Here is a 21396-nt window from a genome sequence, read left to right as displayed (position 1 = left end):
AGCCTCCCCTTGGATCGCCCCGAGTGTGCCAGGACAATTGTGCCCACTCTTCGCCTCCTGGTACGACCGATGAGGCGGCCGACTGGTTGCGCGATCACGCACATTAGGGGGTCCGGTCCATTCGGTTGACGTCGGGTCAACGGCCCAGTCGACGGCGGACCATGGCGGTGAGGGCGCCCAGCTCCTCGATTCGCATACGGCGGGCCAGTACGAGGAACGCGGCGAGCTGCGCCGTACCGGCCACCACCAGGGTGATCACGCTGCCGGCCCAGCCGTCGACCAGGCCGCCGGCCAGCAGCTCGACGGCCACTCCGACCACCGCGGCCGGCACCGAGGCGATCGCCAACCGGATGTACGTCTTGGCGATCCGTCCGGTGTCCAGACCGCCGATCCTGGCCTTCAGCTTCGGGACGGCGACGGCCACGCCCACCGCGTAGGACAGGCCGTAGCCGAGCGCCATGCCGGTCACCGCCCACTGCGCGGGCAGCACCAGCCAGCAGAGCACCGCGGTGCCGGCCTGGGTGACGGCCACCCAGACCGTGTTGGAGAACGGGGTGCGGGTGTCCTCGTACGCGTAGAAGCCGCGCAGCAGCACGTACTGCACCGAGTACGGGATCAGGCCGAGGGCGAAGGCGGAGAGCATGAAGCCGACGGCCGTGGTGCCGTGGGCGACCGCGCCGCCGTTGCCCAGGCCGTAGATGGCGGAGCCGATCACCGGGCCGAGCGCGAGGAACAGGAAGGCGGCCGGGACGATCGCCACCGCCGAGGTGCGCAGCCCGTACGAGAGGTCGTCGCGGACGGCGCCGGCGTCGTGGTCGGCGGCGGCCCGGGAGAGCCGGGGCAGGACGGCGCTCATCACCGAGACGGTGATCACCGCCATCGGCAGCTGCCAGATCAGCAGCGCGTTGGAGTACGCGGCGAGGCCGACGCCCAGGAAGCCCTTGGCCTCGGCGGCCTGGCCGGAGGCGGTGGCGAGCTGGGTGACCACCAGGTACCCGGCCTGGTTGGCGAGGACGAACAGGAAGGTCCACTTGGCCAGTCGGGCGGCCTTGCCCAGGCCGTGCCCGCGCCAGTCGAAGCGCGGCTTGAAGCGGAAGCCCGAGGCCCGCAGGTAGGGGATCATCGACAGCGCCTGCACGGCCAGGCCGAGCAGGGTGCCCACGCCGAGCATCCGGACGCCCTCGGGCGACACCGTCGCCGGGGTGACCTCGCTGTGCTCGAAGGTGCCGTAGACGGCGATGTACATCGTGAAGGTGAAGATCACCACGATGTTGTTGAGGACCGGCGTCCACATCATCGCGCCGAACCGGCCACGGGCGTTGAGGATCTGCCCCATCACCACGTGCACGCCCATGAAGAAGATGGTCGGCAGGCAGTAGCGGGCCAGCGCCACCGTGGTCTCGGCGCTCGCCGGGTCGCGCATCAGCGAGTGCGAGATCAGTTGCACCAGCACCGGCGCGGCCAGCACCGACACGAACACCACCCCGGCCAGACCGGTCATCACCAGGGTGAGCAGCCGGTTGGCGTAGGCGGTGCCGCCGTCCTCGTCGTTCTTCATGCTGCGCACCAGCTGCGGGACGAACACCGCGTTGAGCGCGCCGCCGCCGATCAGGATGTACAGCAGGGTGGGCAGGGTGTTGGCGGCGTTGTACGAGTCGCCCATGGTGCCGACGCCGATCGCGGCGGCGATCACCATGGTCCGCAGGAAGCCGGTGCCCCGGGAGACCAGGGTGCCGGCGGCCATCACCGCGCTGGAGTTCAGCAGGCTCGCGACCTTGCCGCCGGCGCCGCCGACGGGTGGGGCGGTGGGCAGCTCGGCCTCGATCGCCGCGTCGGCCTCCAGCACCGCCGCGTTGGCCTGGATGACCGCCTCCTCCTCGGACAGCGGCGGGTCGAACTCGATCGGCGGGACGTAGGGCCGCCGCTCGGTCTCCGGCTGCTCTTCGGAGGGTTCGTCCCCGGCCGGCTGCTCCGCCCCCGCCGCCGCGGCGTCGCCGCTCAGCAGCGCGTCCACGCCGACGTACTCGGTGGTCTCGGTGTCCCAGCGCGAACCCTCGGCGGCGGCGAGCGCCTGAGCGGCCGGGCCTGCCCCTGGCGCGGAATCGTCCCCCGGTGCGGTCGGCGCGGGGGGACCGGGCGGGGTGCTCTCCGCCGCCGCGGCACCGGCCCAGCGGGCGGCCGGGGCGGTCAGGCGCGGCGCGGCCTCCGGCTCCGGGGCGCTCGGCTGGCCCGGGACGGCGGCCGCGGACTCCTCCGGCGCCTGTGGCGCCGTGGACGCAGACGCCGGGGCCGCCGGTGCCGGGGGCGCGGCCGAGCCGTACGGATCCGGCTCGCCCGTGCCCGTGAACGCCTCGGCGGCGTACGGGTCACGGGCGTAGGTGTCGGCCACGTACCAGTCGTCCTGAATCGGTCGCTCGCTGCGCTCGTTCATGCCACCAATCCACGGCTAGGAGGGTGGAGGCCGCAGGAGGGGACGACCTCAGTGACCCACCTTCTCATCACCGGCGACCCGATCGCGGTCATCTGCGGTCTGCGGGTCGGCCTGCGGGGCATCGCCCGGGCCGTCCTCCGCAAGGGTGTCCGGGGCGGCCTGTGCGGCGCTCTGCGGGCCCTTCCCGGGCTCCTCGCCCGCGCCGCCCTGCGGGGCGGTGGGCGGGTTGTCCAGCAGGCGCTCGGGGTCCTCGTCGGCCTCGCCCGCGGCGGCCCGCTTGCGGCGCTGCAGGGAGAACCGGAGGCCGGCCAGCACCATCAGCACCAGGCCGCCGCCGATCACGTACCAGACGCCGCTGGCCACCGAGGTGACCTCGACCGTGAAGACCACCGGGTCGCCGTACTTCTGCGCGTGCGGGCCGGTCGTCCACAGCTGGGCGGTCACCTGGACCGGCCCGTTGACCTGGGCCTCGGCGGGGAAGCGGTAGGTCTTGCTGGTCATGGCGTCCAGCACCACCGGCTGCTTGTCGCCGACGTTCAGCCGGTTCACCTGGCTGGAGGTCAGCCGAAGCTCCAGGTTGCCCACCGACTGGGTGAGGTCGTTCTTGACGCTGACGAGCAGGGTGGCGTTGTCACCGGGGAGGGTGACGGCGGTCTTCAGCGGGACCTTCACCGCGGTCCGCAGGCCGTGCAGGTACTCGCGGACCGAGACCCGGTAGTCGGCGCCGGCCTTCGGCTGGTCGCGCCACTCGGTGGACATCGAGCGCACCATCGCGGCGCTGAACGGCCCGCGGACCCGCTGCGGCTGGGTCAGGATCACCATCAGCTGGTCGACGCCGTCCTGGACGCCCATGGTGTCGGCGAGCTCCCCGGCGGACAGCTCCGAGCCGGCCAGCTCGTGCGAGTAGCCGTCGGGCACCGAGGTGTTGGCCTCGGGGTCGGCTGCGGTGCCCGCGACCGAGTCCAGCGAGGCCGGGCTGACCCAGCCGCCCGCCTGCGACTTCAGCACGGCGTCGTGCAGCGCCGTCGCCGTGCCGGCGGTCAGTGAGCGCGGCGGCAGCACCAGCAGGCCGCGCGGCTGCTCCGGCTCCTGGTCGCTGATCATCATGGTCTCGGCCAGGAAGCGCTGCACGGTCGCGGTACGGGCCGAGTCGCCCGCCAGGTCGCCCTGGAACAGGCCGGAGACGGTCGGGTCGGCGACCACCGCGGTCTGCCCGTTGCCGATCGGACGGGCCGCGTTCGGGGTGTAGGGCAGGTCCTTCGACTCCGGCATGCTCGCGCCGTTGACCAGCACGACCTTGCCGCCGGTGGTGGCGGCGACGCCCGCCGTCGCCTTGTCCAGCCAGCCCTGGTACGGCCAGGCCACGTTCGCCTTCACCTCGACCGACAGCCGGCCCTCGGCGGTCACCTGGCCGGCCGTGGCCGCCTTGCGCAGCGCGGTCTCCATCCCGTTCAGCCCGGCGCCGTTGTGGGCGATCGAGGCCAGGTCGGGGTCGGCGTACGGCAGCGAGACCACCTCGTCGCCCGTCCGGGCGACCGCGGTGCGCAGCTTGGTCAGCCACGCGGTGGCGGCGTCCTTGCCGGTGCCCGGGACGGTGTTGTCCTCACGCGCGGACTCGCCACCGGTGTCGGGCTTCTGCACCCGGTACGGCTTGGTCATCGCGTACACGGTGTCCAGCAGGTCGGGGTCGACCACCCAGGTCAGGTTGGGCAGGTCGGCGCCCAGGGTGACCAGCTGGTCCAGCCGCCCGCCGGGAGCCAGCTCACCGACCAGGGAGTCGTCGCGCAGCACCGGCATCTGGTCGTTGTCCGGCATGGTCTGGGCGACCAGCTCGGGCGCGTGGGTGATCGGCCACACCACCGACACCTGGGTCGGCTTGGCGGTGAAACCGCTCTGGTACGGCAGGAAGGTCCGGGTGATGCCGAGCTGCTGGGCCTTCTCGCCCGTGCCGCTGTGGACGTCGACCGCCAGCTCGTACACCCCGGCGTGCTTCAGACCGAGGTCGGCGACCGCGACGGGGATGCTGAAGCTCGCGCTCCGGCCGGGGGCGAGGTCGCCGACGTCCTGCTGGGCGTGGTCCAGGGCGACGCCGTCCTGGCCCATCGGCGTGGTCCGGGTGGCGATCAGGTTGAGGTCGCTGCGGGTCTTCAGCGGCCGGCCCTGGACCGGGCCGCGTACCGCGACGGTCGGGGACTTCAGCGTGGACTTGCCCGAGTTGGTGACCTTGCCGGTCACCACCACGGTGCCGTTGTCGGCGGCGCTCTGCGGCGTCACCGTGTCGATCTCGATGGTGGCCGGGTACTCGGGGGACGCCGTCAGCACCGAACCGACGGCCGACGCGGTGGTCGCGGCAGAGGTCGCCAGCAGGCCGCCCGCCACCAGCGCGGAGGCGGCGGCCCTGGCCAGCCGCCCCGTGCGCCGTCCGCGAAGCGCGCGCCCTCCAACGCTCCGCCCGGTCCGCTCGTCCACGCGTCCTCGCCGTTCTCGATCGTGCTCGATCAGTTCACGCACCGCCGCGGTCGCCCGGTGGCACCGGGCCCCCGAGGAGCGTCCCCCAGGCATGGTAACGACGCGGCCGGGCCCGCAGTGTTGCGGGCCGGAAGCTGACCGGACGCACCCCGGCGGGCGAAACGCGAAAGCGGCGGGGGAGGCCGGGCACGTACCCTTGTGAGCCGTGTCCACTGCCAACGCCTCCAGCGCCAATCATTCCAGCATCGCAGCCCCGGCCGCCCTCCCGGGCCTCACCGAGGCGCAGGCCCTCGGGCTGCAGGAACTGCTCCGGGTCTCCCCGGTCGCCGACGAGATCGCCCGCCGCTTCGAGTCGGCCGGCTTCCGCCTCGCGCTGGTCGGCGGCTCGGTACGGGACGCCCTGCTGGGCCGGCTCGGCAACGACCTGGACTTCACCACCGACGCCCGCCCGCAACAGGTCCTCAAGCTGGTCAAGGGCTGGGCGGACGCCGTCTGGGACGTCGGCATCGCCTTCGGCACCGTCGGCGCCCGCAAGGACACCGCCGACGGCTCCTTCCTGATCGAGATCACCACCTACCGCAGCGAGGCGTACGACCGCACCTCCCGCAAGCCCGAGGTCACCTACGGCGACACCATCGAGCAGGACCTGGTCCGCCGCGACTTCACCGTCAACGCGATGGCCGTCGACCTGCCCGGCCGCGGCTTCGTCGACCCCCACCACGGCCTGGAGGACCTCGAGGCCCGGGTGCTGCGCACCCCCGCCACCCCCGAGGAGTCCTTCTCCGACGACCCGCTGCGGATGATGCGCGCCGCCCGGTTCGCCGCCCAGCTGGACTTCGACCCCGCCCCCGAGGTGGTCGCCGCGATGACCGCCATGGCCGAGCGGATCACCATCGTCTCCGCCGAGCGCGTCCAGGCCGAACTCAACAAGCTGCTGCTCGCCGCCCACCCGGTCAAGGGCCTGCGGCTCCTGGTCGACACCGGCCTCGCCGACCACGTGCTGCCCGAACTGCCCGCGCTGCGCCTGGAGCGCGACGAGCACCACCGCCACAAGGACGTCTACGAGCACTCGCTCACCGTCCTGGAGCAGGCCATCGCGCTGGAGACCGACGGGCCCGACCTCGTCCTGCGGCTCGCCGCGCTGCTGCACGACATCGGCAAGCCGCGCACCCGCCGCTTCGAGCCGGACGGCCGGGTCTCCTTCCACCACCACGAGGTGGTCGGCGCCAAGATGACCCGCAAGCGGATGCGCGACCTCAAGTACTCCAAGGACATGGTCGACGAGGTCTCCCACCTGGTCGAGCTCCACCTGCGCTTCCACGGCTACGGCGGCGGCGAGTGGACCGACTCCGCCGTCCGCCGCTACGTCACCGACGCCGGCCCGCTGCTCGAGCGCCTCCACAAGCTGACCCGCTCCGACTGCACCACCCGCAACAAGAAGAAGGCGGCGGCGCTGGCGCGGACGTACGACTCCCTGGAGGAGCGGATCACCACGCTGAAGGCGCAGGAGGAACTGGACGCGATCCGCCCCGCGCTCGACGGCAACCAGATCATGCAGCTCCTCGACCTCAAGCCCGGCCCCGCCGTCGGCCAGGCCTACAAGCACCTGTTGGAGCTGCGCCTGGAGCACGGCCCGATGGACCACGACACCGCCGTCGCCGCCCTCCGCGAGTGGTGGGCGGGACAGCAGTGACGGCTGGTACGTGAGTCGCTTGAGCAAATCCGCTCGATCGTGTTGATCGCCGTCGATCGGGTGATCGGCTGAGTCATGGCCGTGTTGCCTTCTGTTCGAGGGCGGGGGACGGTCTCCCGCTCGCGGAGCGAGAGGAGCGACACGGCCATGGCTGTGGACGCGGTGCTGCTGGAATCCCCGACCATGCGGGCCCGGGTTGTCGAACGCGTCGAGGTGCTCGACCGGGTGAAGGCCCTGGCGCTGCTGCCGGACGGGATGCACGTCACGACGCAGGGCGTGGCGGCGTACTTCGGCGTCGACGAGACGGTGATCAAGGCGATGGTGTTCGACCATCGGCAGGAGCTCACGGCCAACGGGTACCGGGTCGTCAGCGGCGTGCAACTGGGTTACTTCAAGCAACTCAGTGGAATCCAGTCGCGGGCGCGGTCCCTGGCGCTGTTCACCCGGCGTGCCGTGCTGAACGCCGCAATGCTGCTGCGCGACAGCGAAGTCGCACGTCAGGTGCGCTGCCACCTGCTCGACGTCGAGGAGACCGCCCGTCGCGAGGCAGTGGAAAAGCCACCCGCACCGCCTGTGGAGAACCCGCCCGAGGGCAGTGTCGACGCGGCGGTGGCACGGGTGGCCGAGAGCGTGGTCCGGAAGGTGATCGGCACGGCGGTGGTGCCGTTGCTGAACGCGTTGGCGGCCGAGGTCGGGCGCAACAGCAGCAAGCTGGACGCGGTGGCCGACCGGGTGGACCGGCTCGAGCGGATGGTGCTCGACGACGACGCGAAGGCGGTCGCCCGGCGGCGGGTGCGGTTGATGCGGGCCCTCGACGAGGGCGCGGACGAGGACCTCGACGAGCTGCTGGGCTGAGCGAGGCGACGGGCCGCGACTGACTTCCTTCGAGGAAGTCAGTCGCGGTGGGGTGTCAGGAGGTGCCGCCGCTGCCGGGCTTGAGGGACTTCAGGCAGAGGACCCAGTCGTCGGACCCGGTGGAGTCGTGGACGAAGTTGGAGTCGCTGTCGGGGTACTTCTCGCAGGAGCCGCGGCCGTCGGTGGTGCCGCGGACCTTGGCGAGCACCTTGTAGTCGGCGGTGGCGCCGGTACAGGGCACCACGTTGACGATCGGGTCGGAGTCCGTGCCCGCGTTGTGGATGCAGTCGCCGGCCACCGCGGTGCTGACCGTGCCGCCGGTGCTGCCGCTGCCGCCGGGGCTCGCGGACCCGCTGTGGGTCGGACGCGGGGCGGAGGAGCTGTAGCCGGGGGTGGGGGTGTAGTGGTACGGCGCCGGGGTGGGCCGGTCGGCGAAGGCACCGATCAGCAGCATGGTGAAGACGAAGCCCCAGGACAGGATCGGGAACAGCAGCATCAGGATCGCCGGCCGCTGGGTCAGCGGCTTGCCCGGGTCGAGCTGCGGGCCGAGGGTGCCCGGGGTGGCCGGGGGCAGGGCCTTGATCTTGTTGTAGGCGCCGATGTTGCGCAGCAGGGTGATCGGGGTGATCACCGAGGAGAAGTAGCCCCACCAACCGCGGACCAGGGTCTTGGCGGACATGTCGCGCAGCACCGCGAGACCGCAGGTGCGGCAGAACGGTCCGGGCTGCTTCAGGAACTGCATGATGATGATCAGTCCGCGGTGGCCGCGCACGGTGGCCTCGACCGCCGGGAACCCGCCGCAGAAGCGGCAGCTGAGCATTCCGGCCGGGGCAGGCTGGCCGAACGGCCCCGGCTGCCCGTACGGCGCCGGCTGTCCGTACGGAGCGGGCTGCCCGTACGGCGGCGCCGGCTGGGCGTACGCGCCGGGCTGGCCGTAGGGCTGCGCGGGCTGAGCGAGCGGTGCGGGCTGGGCGTACGGTCCCGGCTGCGCCTGCGGGCCCGGCGGCGGGGGCGGCACGGCGGGGTAGCCGTAACCGGCCGGCGGCGGGGGCGGGACGGGTGCGCCGTAGGGCGGCTGGCCGTACCCCGGCTGCGGGGGAACGGGCGCGCCGGGCGGCGCGGAGTACGGGTTGTTGGGCGGGTAGGGCGACGTCAAGGCAGGGTTCCCCGTTGGTTGTTGGCAGGCGCGCCGCGACGGCGCGCCCCCGTACCCTAGCGAGGTGCCGGGCCGTCAGCCGCGTCGGGCCGCGCGGGAGTAGAGAACCGCGCCCAGGGCGTACACCACCGCGACGCCGATCACCACCGCCGCCGATCGGCCGTTCAACGGGAGGACCGCGGCGGTCACGCCGGCCGCGGCGACGAACGAGACGTTGAACAGCACGTCGTAGATGGCGAAGACGCGTCCCCGGTACTCGTCCTCCACCGACTCCTGGACCAGGGTGTCGGCGCAGATCTTGGTGCCCTGGGTGACCAGCCCGAGCAGCAGGGCGGCGATCATCGCCGGGACCTCGGCGAACGGCAGGCCCAGGGCGGGGACGAAGACGGCGGCCGCGGCCAGGCAGGTGGTCATCCAGCCGGTGAGGCCGAGCCGGCGGGTGCACCAGGGGCTGACCACGGCGGCCAGGAAGAAGCCGACCGCGGAGAAGAGCACCGCCCGGCCGAGGGTCGCCAGCCCCCCGGCGCTGTCCTCGGCGCCGTTGAAGGTGTACCGGGAGAGCATCAGCACCACCACGATCAGCACGCCGTAGCAGAACCGGGCGACCGTGACGGCGGCGAGCGCGTGGACCGCCGGACGGCAGTCGCGGACCAGGTGGCGCACGCCGGCCAGCAGCTCGTGCCAGGCGGTGCCGAGGGCCTCGGCCAGTGAGGGCCGGTCGGGATGGATCTCCGGGCCGAGCAGGTCGGGGGAGATCCGCTGGGCGGCCAGCGCGGCGGACAGGTACAGCATCGCGGCCACGGTGACCAGGGCGGCGTCGGTCCGCCCGCCGGGCGGCAGGAGCTGATGGACCACGAAGCCGAGGCCTCCGCCGGCGGCGGCCGCGACGGTACCCAGGGTGGGGGAGAGCGCGTTGGCGGTAACCAGCCCCCCTGGCTCCACCACCCGGGGCAGGGCGGCCGACAGGCCGGCCAGGATGAAGCGGTTGAGCGCTGTGACCAGCAACGCGGCCATCAGGAAGAGCTGATCGGAGGCGTTGGCGAGAAGCAGCCCGGCAGTTGCCAGGCCGAGGACGAAACGGGCCAGGTTGCCGAGCAGGAGAACCTGGCGACGACGCCAGCGGTCCAGCATCACTCCGGCGAACGGGCCGATCACCGAGAACGGCAGCAGCATCACCGCGAGCACGGCGGCGATGTCCGCGGGGGAGGACTCCTTCTCCGGCGAGAAGATGACGGACGCGGCCAGCGAGACCTGGAAGACGCCGTCGGAGAGCTGGGAGAGCATCCGGACGGCGAGCAGGCGGCGGAAGTCCCGGCCGTGCAGCAGCCCGCGGAGGGTCGCCTCCTCGGGCCGGCTGCTGTCGGTGATCACCCGCCAAGGGTGCCACGCCCGGTGCCGATGTTTCACGTGAAACATCGGCCAACAAACGGTGCAGGGCCCCGGTCTGACGACCGGGGCCCCACAGTTGGCGCATCAGCCCGAATGCTCAGCGCTCAGGCCGAACAGCGAGCAGGCTTCGCTGCGCTCAGCGCTCGACCTCGCCGCGGATGAACTTCTCGACGTTCTCCTTGGCCTCGTCGTCGAAGTACTGCACCGGCGGGGACTTCATGAAGTACGAGGACGCCGACAGGATCGGGCCGCCGATGCCGCGGTCCTTGGCGATCTTCGCGGCGCGCACGGCGTCGATGATGACACCGGCCGAGTTCGGGGAGTCCCAGACCTCGAGCTTGTACTCGAGGTTCAGCGGAACGTCGCCGAAGGCGCGGCCCTCGAGGCGGACGTACGCCCACTTGCGGTCGTCGAGCCACGCGACGTAGTCGGACGGGCCGATGTGGACGTTCTTGGCGCCCAGCTCACGGTCGCGGATCTGCGAGGTGACAGCCTGGGTCTTGGAGATCTTCTTGGACTCCAGGCGCTCGCGCTCGAGCATGTTCTTGAAGTCCATGTTGCCGCCGACGTTCAGCTGCATGGTGCGCTCGAGGATGACACCGCGGTCCTCGAACAGCTTGGCCATCACACGGTGGGTGATGGTGGCGCCGACCTGGGACTTGATGTCGTCACCGACGATCGGCACGCCGGCCTCGGTGAACTTGTCCGCCCACTCCTTGGTGCCGGCGATGAACACCGGGAGGGCGTTCACGAAGGCGACCTTGGCGTCGATGGCGCACTGCGCGTAGAACTTGGCGGCGGCCTCGGAGCCCACCGGCAGGTAGCAGACGAGGACGTCGACCTGCTGGTCCTTGAGGACCTGCACGACGTCGACCGGGGCCTCGTCGGACTCCTCGATGGTCTCCAGGTAGTACTTGCCCAGACCGTCGAGGGTGTGGCCGCGCTGGACGGTGACGCCGGTCGGCGGCACGTCGCAGATCTTGATGGTGTTGTTCTCGCTGTTGCCGATGGCGTCGGCCAGGTCGAAGCCGACCTTCTTGGCGTCGACGTCGAAGGCGGCGACGAACTCCACGTCGCTGACGTGGTACTCGCCGAACTGCACGTGCATCAGGCCCGGGACCTTACCGGCCGGGTCGGCGTCCTTGTAGTACTCGACACCCTGCACCAGCGAGGCGGCGCAGTTGCCCACGCCGACGATGGCTACGCGAACCGAACCCATTCCGGTTGCTCCCTGAATCTCATGAGGTCCGCCGTGGTGCGGTGGTTCCTCGTTCAACATCTGTTCTGACTGTCTGACGGGCGCACGGAGCGCCCTCCACCCGCCGCGCGCACAGGGCCGACGCGGCGTGTCAGCGCTCCAGGTCGGAGCGCCCCGGGCGGTCGTGCGGTGGCCTCGGCGGGTCCGAGGACCCGGCCTCCTGGCCACGGCCGTCCGAAGTCTTCTGGCCGGCGCCCGTCCGCCCGGTGCGGGTGGCGCGCTCGGTCTCGATCAGCTCGTTGAGCCAGCGGACCTCGCGTTCCACCGACTCCAGACCGTGCCGCTGGAGCTCCAGCGTGTAGTCGTCGAACCGTTCGCGGGTGCGGGCGATCGAACTCCGCATCCGCTCCAGCCGCTCCTCCAGCCGGCTGCGGCGACCCTCCAGGACGCGCATGCGCACGGCCCGGTCGGTCTGGCCGAAGAAGGCGAAGCGGACACCGAAGTGCTCGTCCTCCCAGGCCTCGGGCCCGGACTCGGCGAGCAGCTCCTCGAAGCGTTCCTTGCCCTCCGGGGAGAGCCGGTAGACGATCTTCGAGCGCTTGCCGTTGAGGGCGGTGGCCGGAACGTACTCGACGTCCGGGTTGTCCTCGACCAGGAAACCCTGGGCCACCAGGCTCTTCAGGCAGGGGTAGAGCGTTCCGTAGGAGAACGCCCGGAACGAGCCGAGCAGGACGTTGAGACGCTTGCGCAGCTCGTAGCCGTGCATCGGTGCATCGTGGAGCAGGCCGAGGACGGCGAACTCCAGCACACCCGAGCGCCTCGTCATGCTGTCGGCCTCCCTTCCCCACACTATGCCGGACCGATGTGTCGCGCCGATGTATCGGCTCGATATATCGAGAACAGTAAACCTGGGTCACGGAACGGGCAAGGGGGGCACGCGTAACAGTGATCACAGGATGTTGGGCAACGGGCGTGTAATGATCTGCCGTCGATTCGTGGGTCTTCGTCCCCGGTGCCTGATTGGTCCGGTTTCAGGGGTGCGTACGCTGTCGCGTGTGCACGAGGACCACCTGCGGGTACCGAGGAGTGGCTGAGAGATGAGCGGACAGCGGCGGAGGCCGACCAACCCGGGCGGCGAACAGCCCCCGGGCCGCGGCCCTGACAGCGGGCGTCCGTACGCCTACGGAAGCCCGGTGGAGGGCGCTCCCAGTTACGACCGGTCCGGGGGCGACGAGCTGCGCTCCGAGGGGATCCGTCGCGGTGTGCGGGAGACCGCCCAGCAGCCGCGGCTGACCCGCGCCGAGATGCGCCGGCAGGGCGGCCGCCGGGGCGGACCCGCGGACGCGGGCGGCCCGGGCGGCCCGGGCGGTGCGGGCGGTGCGGGCGGTTCGGGCGGCGGCGGTCGCCGCGGCGGCGGGGCCGGCAGCGGTCCCGGTGGTCGCGACGGCAAGCCGGGCAAGAAGCGCTTCATCGACTACCCGCGGTTCGGCAAGAGCGGGTTCAAGCGCTGGATCCCGTCCTGGAAGCAGGTCATCACCCTCTTCCTGGTCTTCTTCGGCGGCGGTGTGGCCGCGGTCGGTGCCGCGTACGCCATGACGCCGGTGCCGAACCCGAAGGACCTGATCCACGACCAGAACAACATCTACTACTGGGCCGACGGTTCGGAGATGACCCGCAAGGGCGACACCAACCGGCAGCTGGTCGAGCTCTCCGCGATAAGCCGCCCGGCGCAGGACGCCGTCATCGCCGCGGAGAACGAGACCTTCCGCACCGACAGCGGCATCGACCCCAAGGGCATCGCCCGCGCCGTCTACAACATGGCGACCGGCGGCGAGACCCAGGGTGGCTCGACCATCACCCAGCAGTACGTGAAGAACGCCTACCTGAGCCAGGATCAGACCCTGACCCGGAAGCTCAAGGAGTTCTTCATCACCCTGAAGATCAACGGTGAGAAGGGCAAGGACGAGATCCTCACCGGCTACCTGAACACCAGCTGGTACGGCCGCGGCTCGACCGGCATCCAGGCCGCCGCCCAGGCCTACTACGGTGTCGACGCCAAGGATCTGAACGCCTGCCAGGGCGCCATGCTCGCGGGTCTGCTCAAGGGCGCCGCGCTCTACGACCCGTCGCTGAGCACGGCCAACCACGACCGGGCGGTGGCTCGCTGGAAGTGGATCCTGGACCGGATGGTGGTCACCAAGGCGCTCACCCAGGACGAGCGCAACAAGTGCACCGACTTCCCGGATCCGGTCAAGCAGAAGGCATCGGCGACGATGAACGGCGAGGTCTACTACCTCGTCGAGACCGCCAACAAGTACCTGACCAGCAAGGACCCGTCGCTCACCCAGCAGGTGATCGACCGCGGCGGCTTCCAGATCTACACGACCTTCGAGAAGGACAAGGTCGACGCGCTGAAGAAGGCGGTCGACGACGTCAAGTCCGAGTCGCTGAAGCCGGACAAGCGCGAGGCGGACAAGTTCGTCCAGGTCGGTGCCGCCTCGGTGGTGCCCGGTGACGGCCGGATCGTGGCGATCTACGGCGGCGACGGCATCGAGAACGGCCACTACACCAACAACGCCGACTCCACCGGTATCCCGGTCGGTTCGACGTTCAAGCCCTTCGTGCTGGCCACCGCGATGCAGTACGGCGTGCTCACCCAGAACGGCCCGGACGGCAAGCCGGCCCGGATCAACTCCGACTCGCAGTACCTGGCCGACGACAAGTCCGAGATCCACAACAAGGACGGCGCCCCGGTCATGGGCGACGACGGCAAGCCCTACCACCAGAAGAACGACAGCCCGGGCAAGCCCGGCTACGTGACGCTGAAGAAGGCGATGCAGTTCTCGTACAACGTCCCGTTCGTCCAGCTCGGGCAGGACGTCGGCGGCTCCAACGTCGAGAAGATGGTGCTCTCGCTGGGCCTGCGCAAGGAGAGCCTGGCGCCCTCCTCGACCATCACCTACCCGCTGGGCACCTCGACGCCGAGCGCGATCCGGATGGCCTCCGCGTACTCCGTCTTCGCCGCCCGCGGGCAGCAGAACGACCCGTACTCGGTCGGCAAGGTGCTGAAGGACGGCAAGGAGCTGCCGACCTTCGCCAAGAACCCGCCGAAGACCGTGCTCGACCAGGCCGTCGCGGACAACATCACCGACGTGCTGGAGAACGTGGCCAAGGCCGGTACCGGTACCAAGACCAACCAGTTGGGCCGCCCGGTGGCCGGCAAGACCGGTACCACCGACGCCGGCACCTCGGCCTGGTGGACCGGATACACCCCGCAGCTGGCCACCTCGGTCGGCATGTGGCGGGAGGAGCCGGGCAAGCCCCAGCTGCTCTCGCTGAACGGCACGGCCGGCCACGAGTCCGTCCACGGTGGTGACTTCCCGACCGACATCTTCACCCGGTACATGAAGGTCGCGCTGGCCAACCAGCCGAAGGCCGACTTCCCGGACCCGGAGCCGTTCGGCCAGCAGGTCAACTCCTCCGGCTTCTCGGCCAGCCCGTCCGCGTCCGCCTCGGACTCGGCGTCGCCGACCGCCGCGGCCACCGCTCCCACCGACCCGACGCCGAGCGCCACCACCGGGCCGAGCCCGAGCACCTCGCCGTCGGCGTCGGCCTCGCAGACCTGCCTGGTGCCCGGTCTGTGCCCGACCAGGGGCCCGAAGCCGTCCAAGTCCGGCACCGCCACGGGCACCGCGACCGACACCGCACCGGCCAGTCCCGGAGGGGTGCCGGGGCAGTAGCGACAGCCGACACAGGGGCGCGGGGAGCAGTTTCCCCGCGCCCCTGTTCGTTTGCGCCGAACCGTGCGGCAGTATGTCCGCCATGACGTCCAGCACGCGTGACGAGACTCCCGGGCCCGCCGCGGTGCCGGCCGAAGGACCGCTGCCCAACACCGTGGTCGTTCCCGCGGACGAGGACCCGGTCTCCGCGGCCGGCAGCGAGGTGTTCGGCGGGCCGCCCGGACGGCGCGCGCTGCTCGGTGTGAACTGGTGGACGCCGGCCAAGTTCCTGGTCCTGATCGCCATCGCCACCTACGTGCTGGGCATGATGCAGAAGCTGCCCTGCTACGAGGACGGCTGGTTCCACGGCGCCACCACCCAGTACACCCACGCCTGTTACAGCGACATCCCGCACCTGTTCTCGGGCCGCGGCTTCGCCGACGGGCTGCACCCGTACCTGGACCCGCTGCCGCAGCCCTCGCCGGACATGCAGTACCTCGAGTACCCGGTGCTGACCGGCCTGTTCATGCAGATCGCGGCCTGGCTGACCACCACCGGCGGCACCATCCAGGACCGCGAGCAGTGGTTCTGGATGGTCAACGCCGGGATGCTGATGGTCTGCGCGGTGGTCACCGTGGTGGCGCTCTCCCGCACCCACCGCCGCCGCCCCTGGGACGCCCTGCTGTTCGCGCTGGCGCCCTGCCTGGCGCTGGACTCCACCATCAACTGGGACCTGCTGGCGGTCGCCCTCACCGCCGTGGCGATGGCCTACTGGTCCGGCTCCCGCCCCGGCTGGGCGGGCGTGTTCATCGGGCTGGCCACCGCCGCCAAGCTCTATCCGGTGCTGCTGCTCGGACCGATCCTGGTGCTCTGCTGGCGGTCCGGCAGGTGGCGGGCGTTCGGCCAGGCGCTCGGCGGTGCGACCGCCGCCTGGCTGCTGGTCGACCTGCCGATCATGGCCGCCAACTTCAAGGGCTGGGCGACGTTCTACACCTTCAGCCAGACCCGCAAGGAGGACTTCGGGTCCTTCTGGCTGATCCTGATGCAGGACCGCGGCCGGCAACTGTCCACGCTGAACACCTGGATCGGCGCGCTGCTGGTGCTGTGCTGCCTGGGCGTCGGCTGGCTCGCCCTCAGCGCGCCGCGCCGCCCGCGCCTGGCCCAGCTGGCCTTCCTGGTGGTCGCCGCCTTCGTGCTCACCAACAAGGTCTACTCGCCGCAGTACGTGCTCTGGCTGGTCCCGCTGGCCGCGCTGGCCCGGCCGCGCTGGCGCGACTTCCTGATCTGGCAGACCTGCGAGGTGCTGTACTTCCTCGGCGTCTGGTCCTACCTGGCCTACAGCGGCGACTCCAAGCAGCACGGCATCGGCCAGGACTGGTACCACCTGGCGATCGTGCTGCACCTGGTCGGCACGCTCTACCTCTGCTTCCTGGTGGTCCGCGACATCCTGCACCCGGACCGCGACCCGGTCCGCTGGGACGGCAGCGACGACCCCTCCGGCGGCGTGCTGGACTTCGCCCCCGACCGCTTCGTGCTCGGCACCGCGCGCCGCCTGCGCGAGGACGAGAGCTACGCCGAGTACGCCCCCGAGGGCGAACTCGACTGGCTGGTGGAGGTCGACACCACCAAGCGCTGACTTCCGGGAAGCGCCGAGCCCGGCCGCGCGTGGCGCGGCCGGGCTCCGTGCTGCGGTGGCTCAGGCCGCCTGGCGGTCGGCGCTGCGCCGGTCGGCCACCCGGTCGAAGTGCGTGGTGGTGTGCCGGACCTGGAGGACGAGTTCGTCCCCCACCGCCGGCGGCTTCGCCTCGCCCGGCAGGAAGAGGATCGACACCTGCATGTGCGGCGGCTCGGCGAACCAGAGCTGGCGCCCCTCCCACAGGTAGGGGGAGAGCGTGCGGTTCACCGTGGCGAGGCCGGCCCGGGCCAGGCCCTTGGCGCGCGGCACCACCCCGTGCACGTACTTGGGCGCCTCCAGGCCGACCCCGTGCGCGGTGCCGCCGGTGACCACCAGCAGGTGGCCGTCGGACGGCGCCTTGTGCTGGCGGTAGCCGTAGCGGTCGCCGCGGGCCACCGGGGTGACGTCCAGGACGGTGGCCCGGGACTGCAGGGCCTCGTGGTCGCCGAGCCACAGCCGGGTGCCGATCCGGGAGCGGAACACGGTGTCCGGGAAGAGCAGGCCCAGCCGGGCGACGTCCTTCGCGCCGAGGTGGCTCAGGTAGACGGTGCGGGTCGGCAGCCCGGCCGCGGCGATCGCCCGGACCCACTGGGCGCACTCCGCCACCGGGTCGGACCCGTCCGGCCGGTCCAGCGGCAGGTGCAGGGCGAAGCCCTCCAACTCCAGGTGTCCGGTGGACAGCCGGGGCAGGTCGGCGGGCGCGACACCGTGCCGGCGCATCGAGGTCATGCACTCCACCACCACCCGGGAGCCGGCCGGTAGTGCGGCCAGCACCTCGGCGTGGGCGACCGTCCGCACCACCCGGCCGGCCGGCAGCCCGGCGTCCGGCTCGCCCGCCCGGTACGGCGTCAGCACCAGCAGGTCGCCGGGGAAGGCCCCGGCCACCGCGGCGGCCTCCGCCGCGGTGCCGACGGCCAGCATCGGGCTGCCGAGCCGGGCCGCCTCCTCGGCGAGGCGGACGTTCCCGAATCCGTATCCGTTGCCCTTGGCGACCGGCACCAGGCCGGGGAACTCGGCGAGCAGGGCACGCTGGTGGGCCTGCCACCGCTCGGTGTCCACGTACATCGACAGGGTCATCGGAAACTCTCCCCGGGAGCTCTCACGTGAGGTTCGGTCAGCGCCGCGACATGTAGAGGTCGAGCGCCTTGTGCAGCAGCTTGTTGAGCGGGAAGTCCCACTCGCCCAGGTACTCGGCGGCCTGGCCGCCGGTGCCCACCTTGAACTGGATCAGGCCGAAAAGGTGGTCGTCCTCGTCGAGCGTGTCGCTGATGCCGCGCAGGTCGTACACGCTCGCGCCGAGCGCGTAGGAGTCGCGAATCATCCGCCACTGGATCGCGTTGGACGGCTTGACCTCGCGCTTGTGGTTGGCGGAGGCGCCGTAGGAGTACCAGACATGCTCGCCGACCGTGAGCATGGTGGTCGCGGCCAGCGGCTCGCCCTCGTGGTACGCGATGTACAGGCGCATCCGGTTCGGGTCCTCGGCGGTCAGCGCCTGCCACATCCGCTGGAAGTACAGCAGCGGACGCGGGGTGAAGTGGTCGCGCTCGGCGGTGACCACGTACAGCTTGTGGAAGACCGCGAGGTCCTCGTAGCCGCCCTGGACCACCTCGACGCCGCTCTTCTCGGCCTTCTTGATGTTGCGGCGCCACAGCTGGTTGAAGCCGCCCTGGACGTCGTCCAGCGAGCGGCCGCCCAGCGGTACCTGGAAGACGTACCGGGGCTGGACGTCGCCGAAGCCGGCGCCGCCGTCCTCGCCCTGCAGCCAGCCGGCCTTGCGCAGTCGGTCGGCCACCTCGAAGGCGCGCGGCTCGTACCAGTCCGGCTCGACGTCGCGCAGCCGCTTGGCGTCGGCGCTCGCGATCGCCTCCTTGATGGTGGAGGCCTCCCAGCGGCGCACCACCACCGGCGGGCCCATCTTCACCGAGAAGGCGCCCTGGGACTTCAGGTGCGCCAGCATCGGCTGCAGCCACTGTTCGAGGTCCCGGTCGAACCAGTCGATCACCGGGCCCTCGGGCAGGTACGCCAGGTAGCGCTTGAGCTTGGGCAGCTGGCGGTAGAGCACCAGGCCGGCGCCGACCATCTCGCCGGAGCCGTCGAACCAGCCGAGGCTCTCGGAGCGCCACTCGGCCTTCACATCGGCCCAGGAGGGCACCTGCATGTGGCTGGCCGAGGGGCGGCTCTGGATGAACTTCAGGTGTTCCTCGCGGGTGATCGTCCTCAGGCGCAGGTCCATCTGTGCTGTGCTCCTCCTCGGTCGGCCGGTCCAGGGAATGACCCTATCGTCCGAATGGTCCGTTTCGGGGTGGCCGGCCGGACGCGCGACGCCCTCCCCGCCAACCTGTGCACAGGTACTACGCGGGGAGGGCGTCGGAGGTTACGCGCCGGGAGTGCGGGATGCACCCGCTCCCGGCGCGGAGGGACGGTTACACGCCGCCGAACAGGCCGCCGTGCGACATGGCGAGGTAGAACCCGAGCGCCGAGGCGCCGAACGAGATCACCACGGCGAACCGCTCGGCCGTGGTCACCGACAGCCACATGCCGGCCGCACCGGTGCCGATGCCGATCAGGCCGGTCCACGAGGACAGGATGTGCAGGTTGTAGAAGAACGCGGTGACGAGGGAGATCAGGCCGAGCACCCCGGTCAGGACGACCAGGGTGTTCTCCCGCGGGTGCGGGTGGCCGTCGGTGTTCAGCGTGATCGCGGGCATTCGGTGGACGGTCTGCGCCATGAGGACCCACCTCCTGGTGGAGGACGCTCCGGCTGGAGGGCGGCATTCTGCCGTTCCGTCCAGATTGCGACCGATATGGCCCTGATCACAACCCCGAAGTCTTTTGTGAACGGGTGGTGCGAACCGGTAGGCTGAACTCTCTGCACTGGTGTAGGCGTGGTTCTCCATGCCCATCGCCGGTGCCGACGCTGCACAACCCTCCTGTCACGGAAATGCCGTGGCCGCTGAGTCCAAAGGAGGTGGGTTCCCCATGCGTCACTACGAGGTGATGGTCATCCTCGACCCCTCGGTCGAGGAGCGCGCTGTCTCCCCCCTGATCGAGAACTTCCTCAACGTCGTCCGCAACGGTGGCGGCAAGGTTGAGAAGATCGACACCTGGGGCCGTCGCCGTCTGGCGTACGAGATCAAGAAGCAGTCCGAGGGCATCTACTCGGTCATCGACCTGAAGGCCACGCCGGAGGTCGTCAACGAGCTTGACCGCCAGCTCAGCCTGAGCGAGCAGGTTCTGCGGACCAAGGTCCTGCGCCCGGACACCCACTGAGCCACCTCCTGACGCCCTAGGGCGCCAGGTGGCTCGCGTCCGATGTTTCACGTGAAACATCGCTGACGAGCACCGCAGAACTCCTTTTCCGAGAGGTCATCACCACATGGCAGGCGAGACCGTCATCACCCTCGTCGGCAACCTCGTCGACGACCCCGAGCTGCGCTTCACCCCGTCGGGTGCGGCGGTCGCGAAGTTCCGTATCGCGTCCACCCCGCGCACCTTCGACCGCCAGACGAACGAGTGGAAGGACGGCGAGAGCCTCTTCCTCACGTGCAACGTCTGGCGTCAGCCGGCGGAGAACGTGGCCGAGTCGCTGCAGCGCGGCATGCGCGTCATCGTGCAGGGCCGACTGCGCCAGCGGTCTTACGAGACCAAGGAAGGCGAGAAGCGGACGGTCTTCGAGGTCGAGGTCGACGAGGTCGGCCCGAGCCTGCGCTCGGCGACCGCCAAGGTCACCCGCGCCAACCGCTCCGGCGGTCCCGGCGGCGGTGGCGGCTTCGGCGGCGGCCAGCAGGGCGGCGGGTACGGCGGCGGCCAGCAGGGCGGCAACTGGGGCGGTGGCTCCGGTGGCCAGTCCGGCCCGTCCGACGACCCGTGGGCGTCCAGCGCTCCCTCTGGTGGCAACCAGGGTGGCGGCAGCTGGGGTGCCCCGTCCGGTGGCGGCTACTCGGAAGAGCCTCCGTTCTAAGCGGTGCGGGCCGGGCTCTCGCCCGGTATCGCTGACAGATTTCGTACTCACTGGAGCACTCGATGGCGAAGCCGCCTGCTCGCAAGCCGAAGAAGAAGGTTTGCGTCTTCTGCAAGGACAAGGTCAACTACGTTGACTACAAGGACACGAACCTGCTGCGGAAGTTCATCTCCGACCGCGGCAAGATCCGTGCCCGCCGGGTCACCGGCAACTGCACCCAGCACCAGCGTGACGTCGCCACGGCCGTGAAGAACAGCCGTGAGATGGCCCTGCTGCCCTACACCTCCACCACGCGCTAAGAGAGGGTGACCGAAGAATGAAGATCATCCTCACTCACGAGGTCCCCGGCCTCGGCAGCGCCGGCGAGGTCGTCGAGGTCAAGGACGGCTACGCCCGCAACTTCCTGGTCCCGCGTGGCTTCGCCATCCGCTGGACCAAGGGCGGTCAGAAGGACGTCGACGCCATCCGTCGCGCCCGGAAGATCCACGCCATCCAGACCCTCGAGGCCGCCAACGAGGTCAAGGCCAAGCTCGAGGGCCTGCAGGTCAAGCTGGCCGTTCGCTCCGGCGACGCCGGCCGCCTGTTCGGCTCGGTGACCCAGGCCGACGTCGTCGAGGCCATCAAGGCCGCCGACGGCCCGGTCGTGGACAAGCGCGCCGTCGCGATCGCCTCGCCGATCAAGACCGTGGGCACCCACAAGGTCTCGGTCAAGCTGCACGCCGATGTCCAGGCCGACCTCGACGTCAACGTCGTCGCCGCCTGAGCTCAGCCGTAGCTCTTGCTGCTGAGGGCCGGACTCCTTCGGGAGTCCGGCCCTCGGTGCGTTTCGGGGTGCTCGTCGGACGGCAGG

The 21396-nt window shown here is 70.9% G+C and carries 17 protein-coding genes; 8 read left to right on the top strand and 9 right to left on the bottom strand.

What is annotated here, in order from left to right; translation table 11 throughout:
• Positions 1-136: 136 nt before the first annotated feature.
• Both murJ and FHR36_RS31625 read right to left on the bottom strand, forming a co-directional pair.
• Positions 137-2431, bottom strand: a complete 2295-nt coding sequence (murJ, locus tag FHR36_RS31630) for a murein biosynthesis integral membrane protein MurJ (protein ID WP_253802760.1) — start codon at positions 2429-2431, stop codon at positions 137-139.
• A 48-nt stretch (positions 2432-2479) separates the two neighbouring features.
• On the bottom strand, positions 2480-4900 hold the full coding sequence (locus FHR36_RS31625) for a DUF6049 family protein (RefSeq protein ID WP_253802758.1): 2421 nt from the start codon (positions 4898-4900) through the stop codon (positions 2480-2482).
• Positions 4901-5144: 244 nt separating this feature from the next.
• Here FHR36_RS31625 and FHR36_RS31620 point away from each other — a divergent pair, with 244 nt between their 5' ends.
• Both FHR36_RS31620 and FHR36_RS31615 read left to right on the top strand, forming a co-directional pair.
• A complete protein-coding gene (locus FHR36_RS31620; RefSeq protein WP_253803229.1) occupies positions 5145-6593 on the top strand; it encodes a CCA tRNA nucleotidyltransferase in 1449 nt (482 codons plus the stop codon).
• A gap of 147 nt (positions 6594-6740) precedes the next feature.
• Positions 6741-7448, top strand: a complete 708-nt coding sequence (locus tag FHR36_RS31615; RefSeq protein ID WP_253802755.1) for a restriction endonuclease — start codon at positions 6741-6743, stop codon at positions 7446-7448.
• A gap of 55 nt (positions 7449-7503) precedes the next feature.
• Here FHR36_RS31615 and FHR36_RS31610 read toward each other — a convergent pair whose 3' ends face one another.
• The 4 genes from FHR36_RS31610 to FHR36_RS31595 all read right to left on the bottom strand — a co-directional run bounded on the left by FHR36_RS31610 (position 7504) and on the right by FHR36_RS31595 (position 12017).
• Positions 7504-8604: an LppU/SCO3897 family protein gene (locus FHR36_RS31610; protein WP_253802753.1), complete on the bottom strand. Its 1101-nt coding sequence runs from the start codon at positions 8602-8604 to the stop codon at positions 7504-7506.
• Positions 8605-8679: 75 nt separating this feature from the next.
• Positions 8680-9975 carry an MFS transporter gene (locus FHR36_RS31605; protein ID WP_253802751.1) on the bottom strand — a complete coding sequence of 432 codons (1296 nt, stop codon included), beginning with the start codon at positions 9973-9975 and terminating at the stop codon, positions 8680-8682.
• Between the two features lie 154 nt (positions 9976-10129).
• Positions 10130-11212 carry an inositol-3-phosphate synthase gene (locus FHR36_RS31600; protein ID WP_253802749.1) on the bottom strand — a complete coding sequence of 361 codons (1083 nt, stop codon included), beginning with the start codon at positions 11210-11212 and terminating at the stop codon, positions 10130-10132.
• A gap of 130 nt (positions 11213-11342) precedes the next feature.
• Complete coding sequence (locus tag FHR36_RS31595; RefSeq protein ID WP_253802747.1) at positions 11343-12017, bottom strand: PadR family transcriptional regulator; 675 nt, start codon at positions 12015-12017, stop codon at positions 11343-11345.
• 271 nt (positions 12018-12288) lie between these two features.
• Between FHR36_RS31595 and FHR36_RS31590 the strand changes: the two genes are divergently transcribed.
• On the top strand, positions 12289-14931 hold the full coding sequence (locus FHR36_RS31590; RefSeq protein WP_253802746.1) for a transglycosylase domain-containing protein: 2643 nt from the start codon (positions 12289-12291) through the stop codon (positions 14929-14931).
• An 82-nt stretch (positions 14932-15013) separates the two neighbouring features.
• Entirely contained in the window at positions 15014-16546 is a 1533-nt protein-coding gene (locus FHR36_RS31585; RefSeq protein ID WP_380232040.1) for a glycosyltransferase family 87 protein, read from the top strand.
• Between the two features lie 60 nt (positions 16547-16606).
• On the opposite strand, the gene FHR36_RS31580 is transcribed toward FHR36_RS31585, so the two are convergent.
• The 3 genes from FHR36_RS31580 to FHR36_RS31570 form a co-directional block, all read right to left on the bottom strand.
• Positions 16607-17662, bottom strand: coding sequence for an alanine racemase (locus FHR36_RS31580; protein WP_253802742.1), 1056 nt, complete (start codon positions 17660-17662; stop codon positions 16607-16609).
• Between the two features lie 37 nt (positions 17663-17699).
• Positions 17700-18818 carry a lipid II:glycine glycyltransferase FemX gene (locus FHR36_RS31575; RefSeq protein ID WP_253802740.1) on the bottom strand — a complete coding sequence of 373 codons (1119 nt, stop codon included), beginning with the start codon at positions 18816-18818 and terminating at the stop codon, positions 17700-17702.
• A gap of 190 nt (positions 18819-19008) precedes the next feature.
• Positions 19009-19314, bottom strand: a complete 306-nt coding sequence (locus tag FHR36_RS31570; RefSeq protein ID WP_253802738.1) for a hypothetical protein — start codon at positions 19312-19314, stop codon at positions 19009-19011.
• A 250-nt stretch (positions 19315-19564) separates the two neighbouring features.
• Between FHR36_RS31570 and rpsF the strand changes: the two genes are divergently transcribed.
• From rpsF to rplI, 4 genes are all read left to right on the top strand, one after another.
• A complete protein-coding gene (gene rpsF / locus FHR36_RS31565; RefSeq protein WP_253802737.1) occupies positions 19565-19855 on the top strand; it encodes a 30S ribosomal protein S6 in 291 nt (96 codons plus the stop codon).
• Between the two features lie 106 nt (positions 19856-19961).
• Positions 19962-20546, top strand: coding sequence for a single-stranded DNA-binding protein (locus tag FHR36_RS31560; RefSeq protein WP_253802735.1), 585 nt, complete (start codon positions 19962-19964; stop codon positions 20544-20546).
• 62 nt (positions 20547-20608) lie between these two features.
• Positions 20609-20845 carry a 30S ribosomal protein S18 gene (rpsR, locus tag FHR36_RS31555; protein WP_030270170.1) on the top strand — a complete coding sequence of 79 codons (237 nt, stop codon included), beginning with the start codon at positions 20609-20611 and terminating at the stop codon, positions 20843-20845.
• Between the two features lie 17 nt (positions 20846-20862).
• Entirely contained in the window at positions 20863-21309 is a 447-nt protein-coding gene (gene rplI / locus FHR36_RS31550) for a 50S ribosomal protein L9 (RefSeq protein WP_253802733.1), read from the top strand.
• Positions 21310-21396: the final 87 nt, after the last annotated feature.

This window comes from Kitasatospora cinereorecta, assembly GCF_024172095.1.
In the GTDB taxonomy this organism is placed as follows: Bacteria; Actinomycetota; Actinomycetes; order Streptomycetales; family Streptomycetaceae; genus Kitasatospora; species Kitasatospora cinereorecta.
This window is presented reverse-complemented; position numbering and strand designations above follow the sequence as displayed.

Bases quoted from the DNA above. Each gene is read 5' to 3' on its own strand.
- FHR36_RS31560 (WP_253802735.1), top strand. From the start codon at position 19,962: ATGGCAGGCGAGACCGTCATCACCCTCGTCGGCAACCTCGTCGACGAC.
- FHR36_RS31585 (WP_380232040.1), top strand. From the start codon at position 15,014: ATGACGTCCAGCACGCGTGACGAGACTCCCGGGCCCGCCGCGGTGCCG.
- FHR36_RS31615 (WP_253802755.1), top strand. From the start codon at position 6,741: ATGGCTGTGGACGCGGTGCTGCTGGAATCCCCGACCATGCGGGCCCGG.
- FHR36_RS31580 (WP_253802742.1), bottom strand. From the start codon at position 17,662: ATGACCCTGTCGATGTACGTGGACACCGAGCGGTGGCAGGCCCACCAG.
- rpsF (WP_253802737.1), top strand. From the start codon at position 19,565: ATGCGTCACTACGAGGTGATGGTCATCCTCGACCCCTCGGTCGAGGAG.
- FHR36_RS31595 (WP_253802747.1), bottom strand. From the start codon at position 12,017: ATGACGAGGCGCTCGGGTGTGCTGGAGTTCGCCGTCCTCGGCCTGCTC.
- murJ (WP_253802760.1), bottom strand. From the start codon at position 2,431: ATGAACGAGCGCAGCGAGCGACCGATTCAGGACGACTGGTACGTGGCC.
- FHR36_RS31570 (WP_253802738.1), bottom strand. From the start codon at position 19,314: ATGGCGCAGACCGTCCACCGAATGCCCGCGATCACGCTGAACACCGAC.
- FHR36_RS31590 (WP_253802746.1), top strand. From the start codon at position 12,289: ATGAGCGGACAGCGGCGGAGGCCGACCAACCCGGGCGGCGAACAGCCC.
- rplI (WP_253802733.1), top strand. From the start codon at position 20,863: ATGAAGATCATCCTCACTCACGAGGTCCCCGGCCTCGGCAGCGCCGGC.
- rpsR (WP_030270170.1), top strand. From the start codon at position 20,609: ATGGCGAAGCCGCCTGCTCGCAAGCCGAAGAAGAAGGTTTGCGTCTTC.
- FHR36_RS31600 (WP_253802749.1), bottom strand. From the start codon at position 11,212: ATGGGTTCGGTTCGCGTAGCCATCGTCGGCGTGGGCAACTGCGCCGCC.
- FHR36_RS31575 (WP_253802740.1), bottom strand. From the start codon at position 18,818: ATGGACCTGCGCCTGAGGACGATCACCCGCGAGGAACACCTGAAGTTC.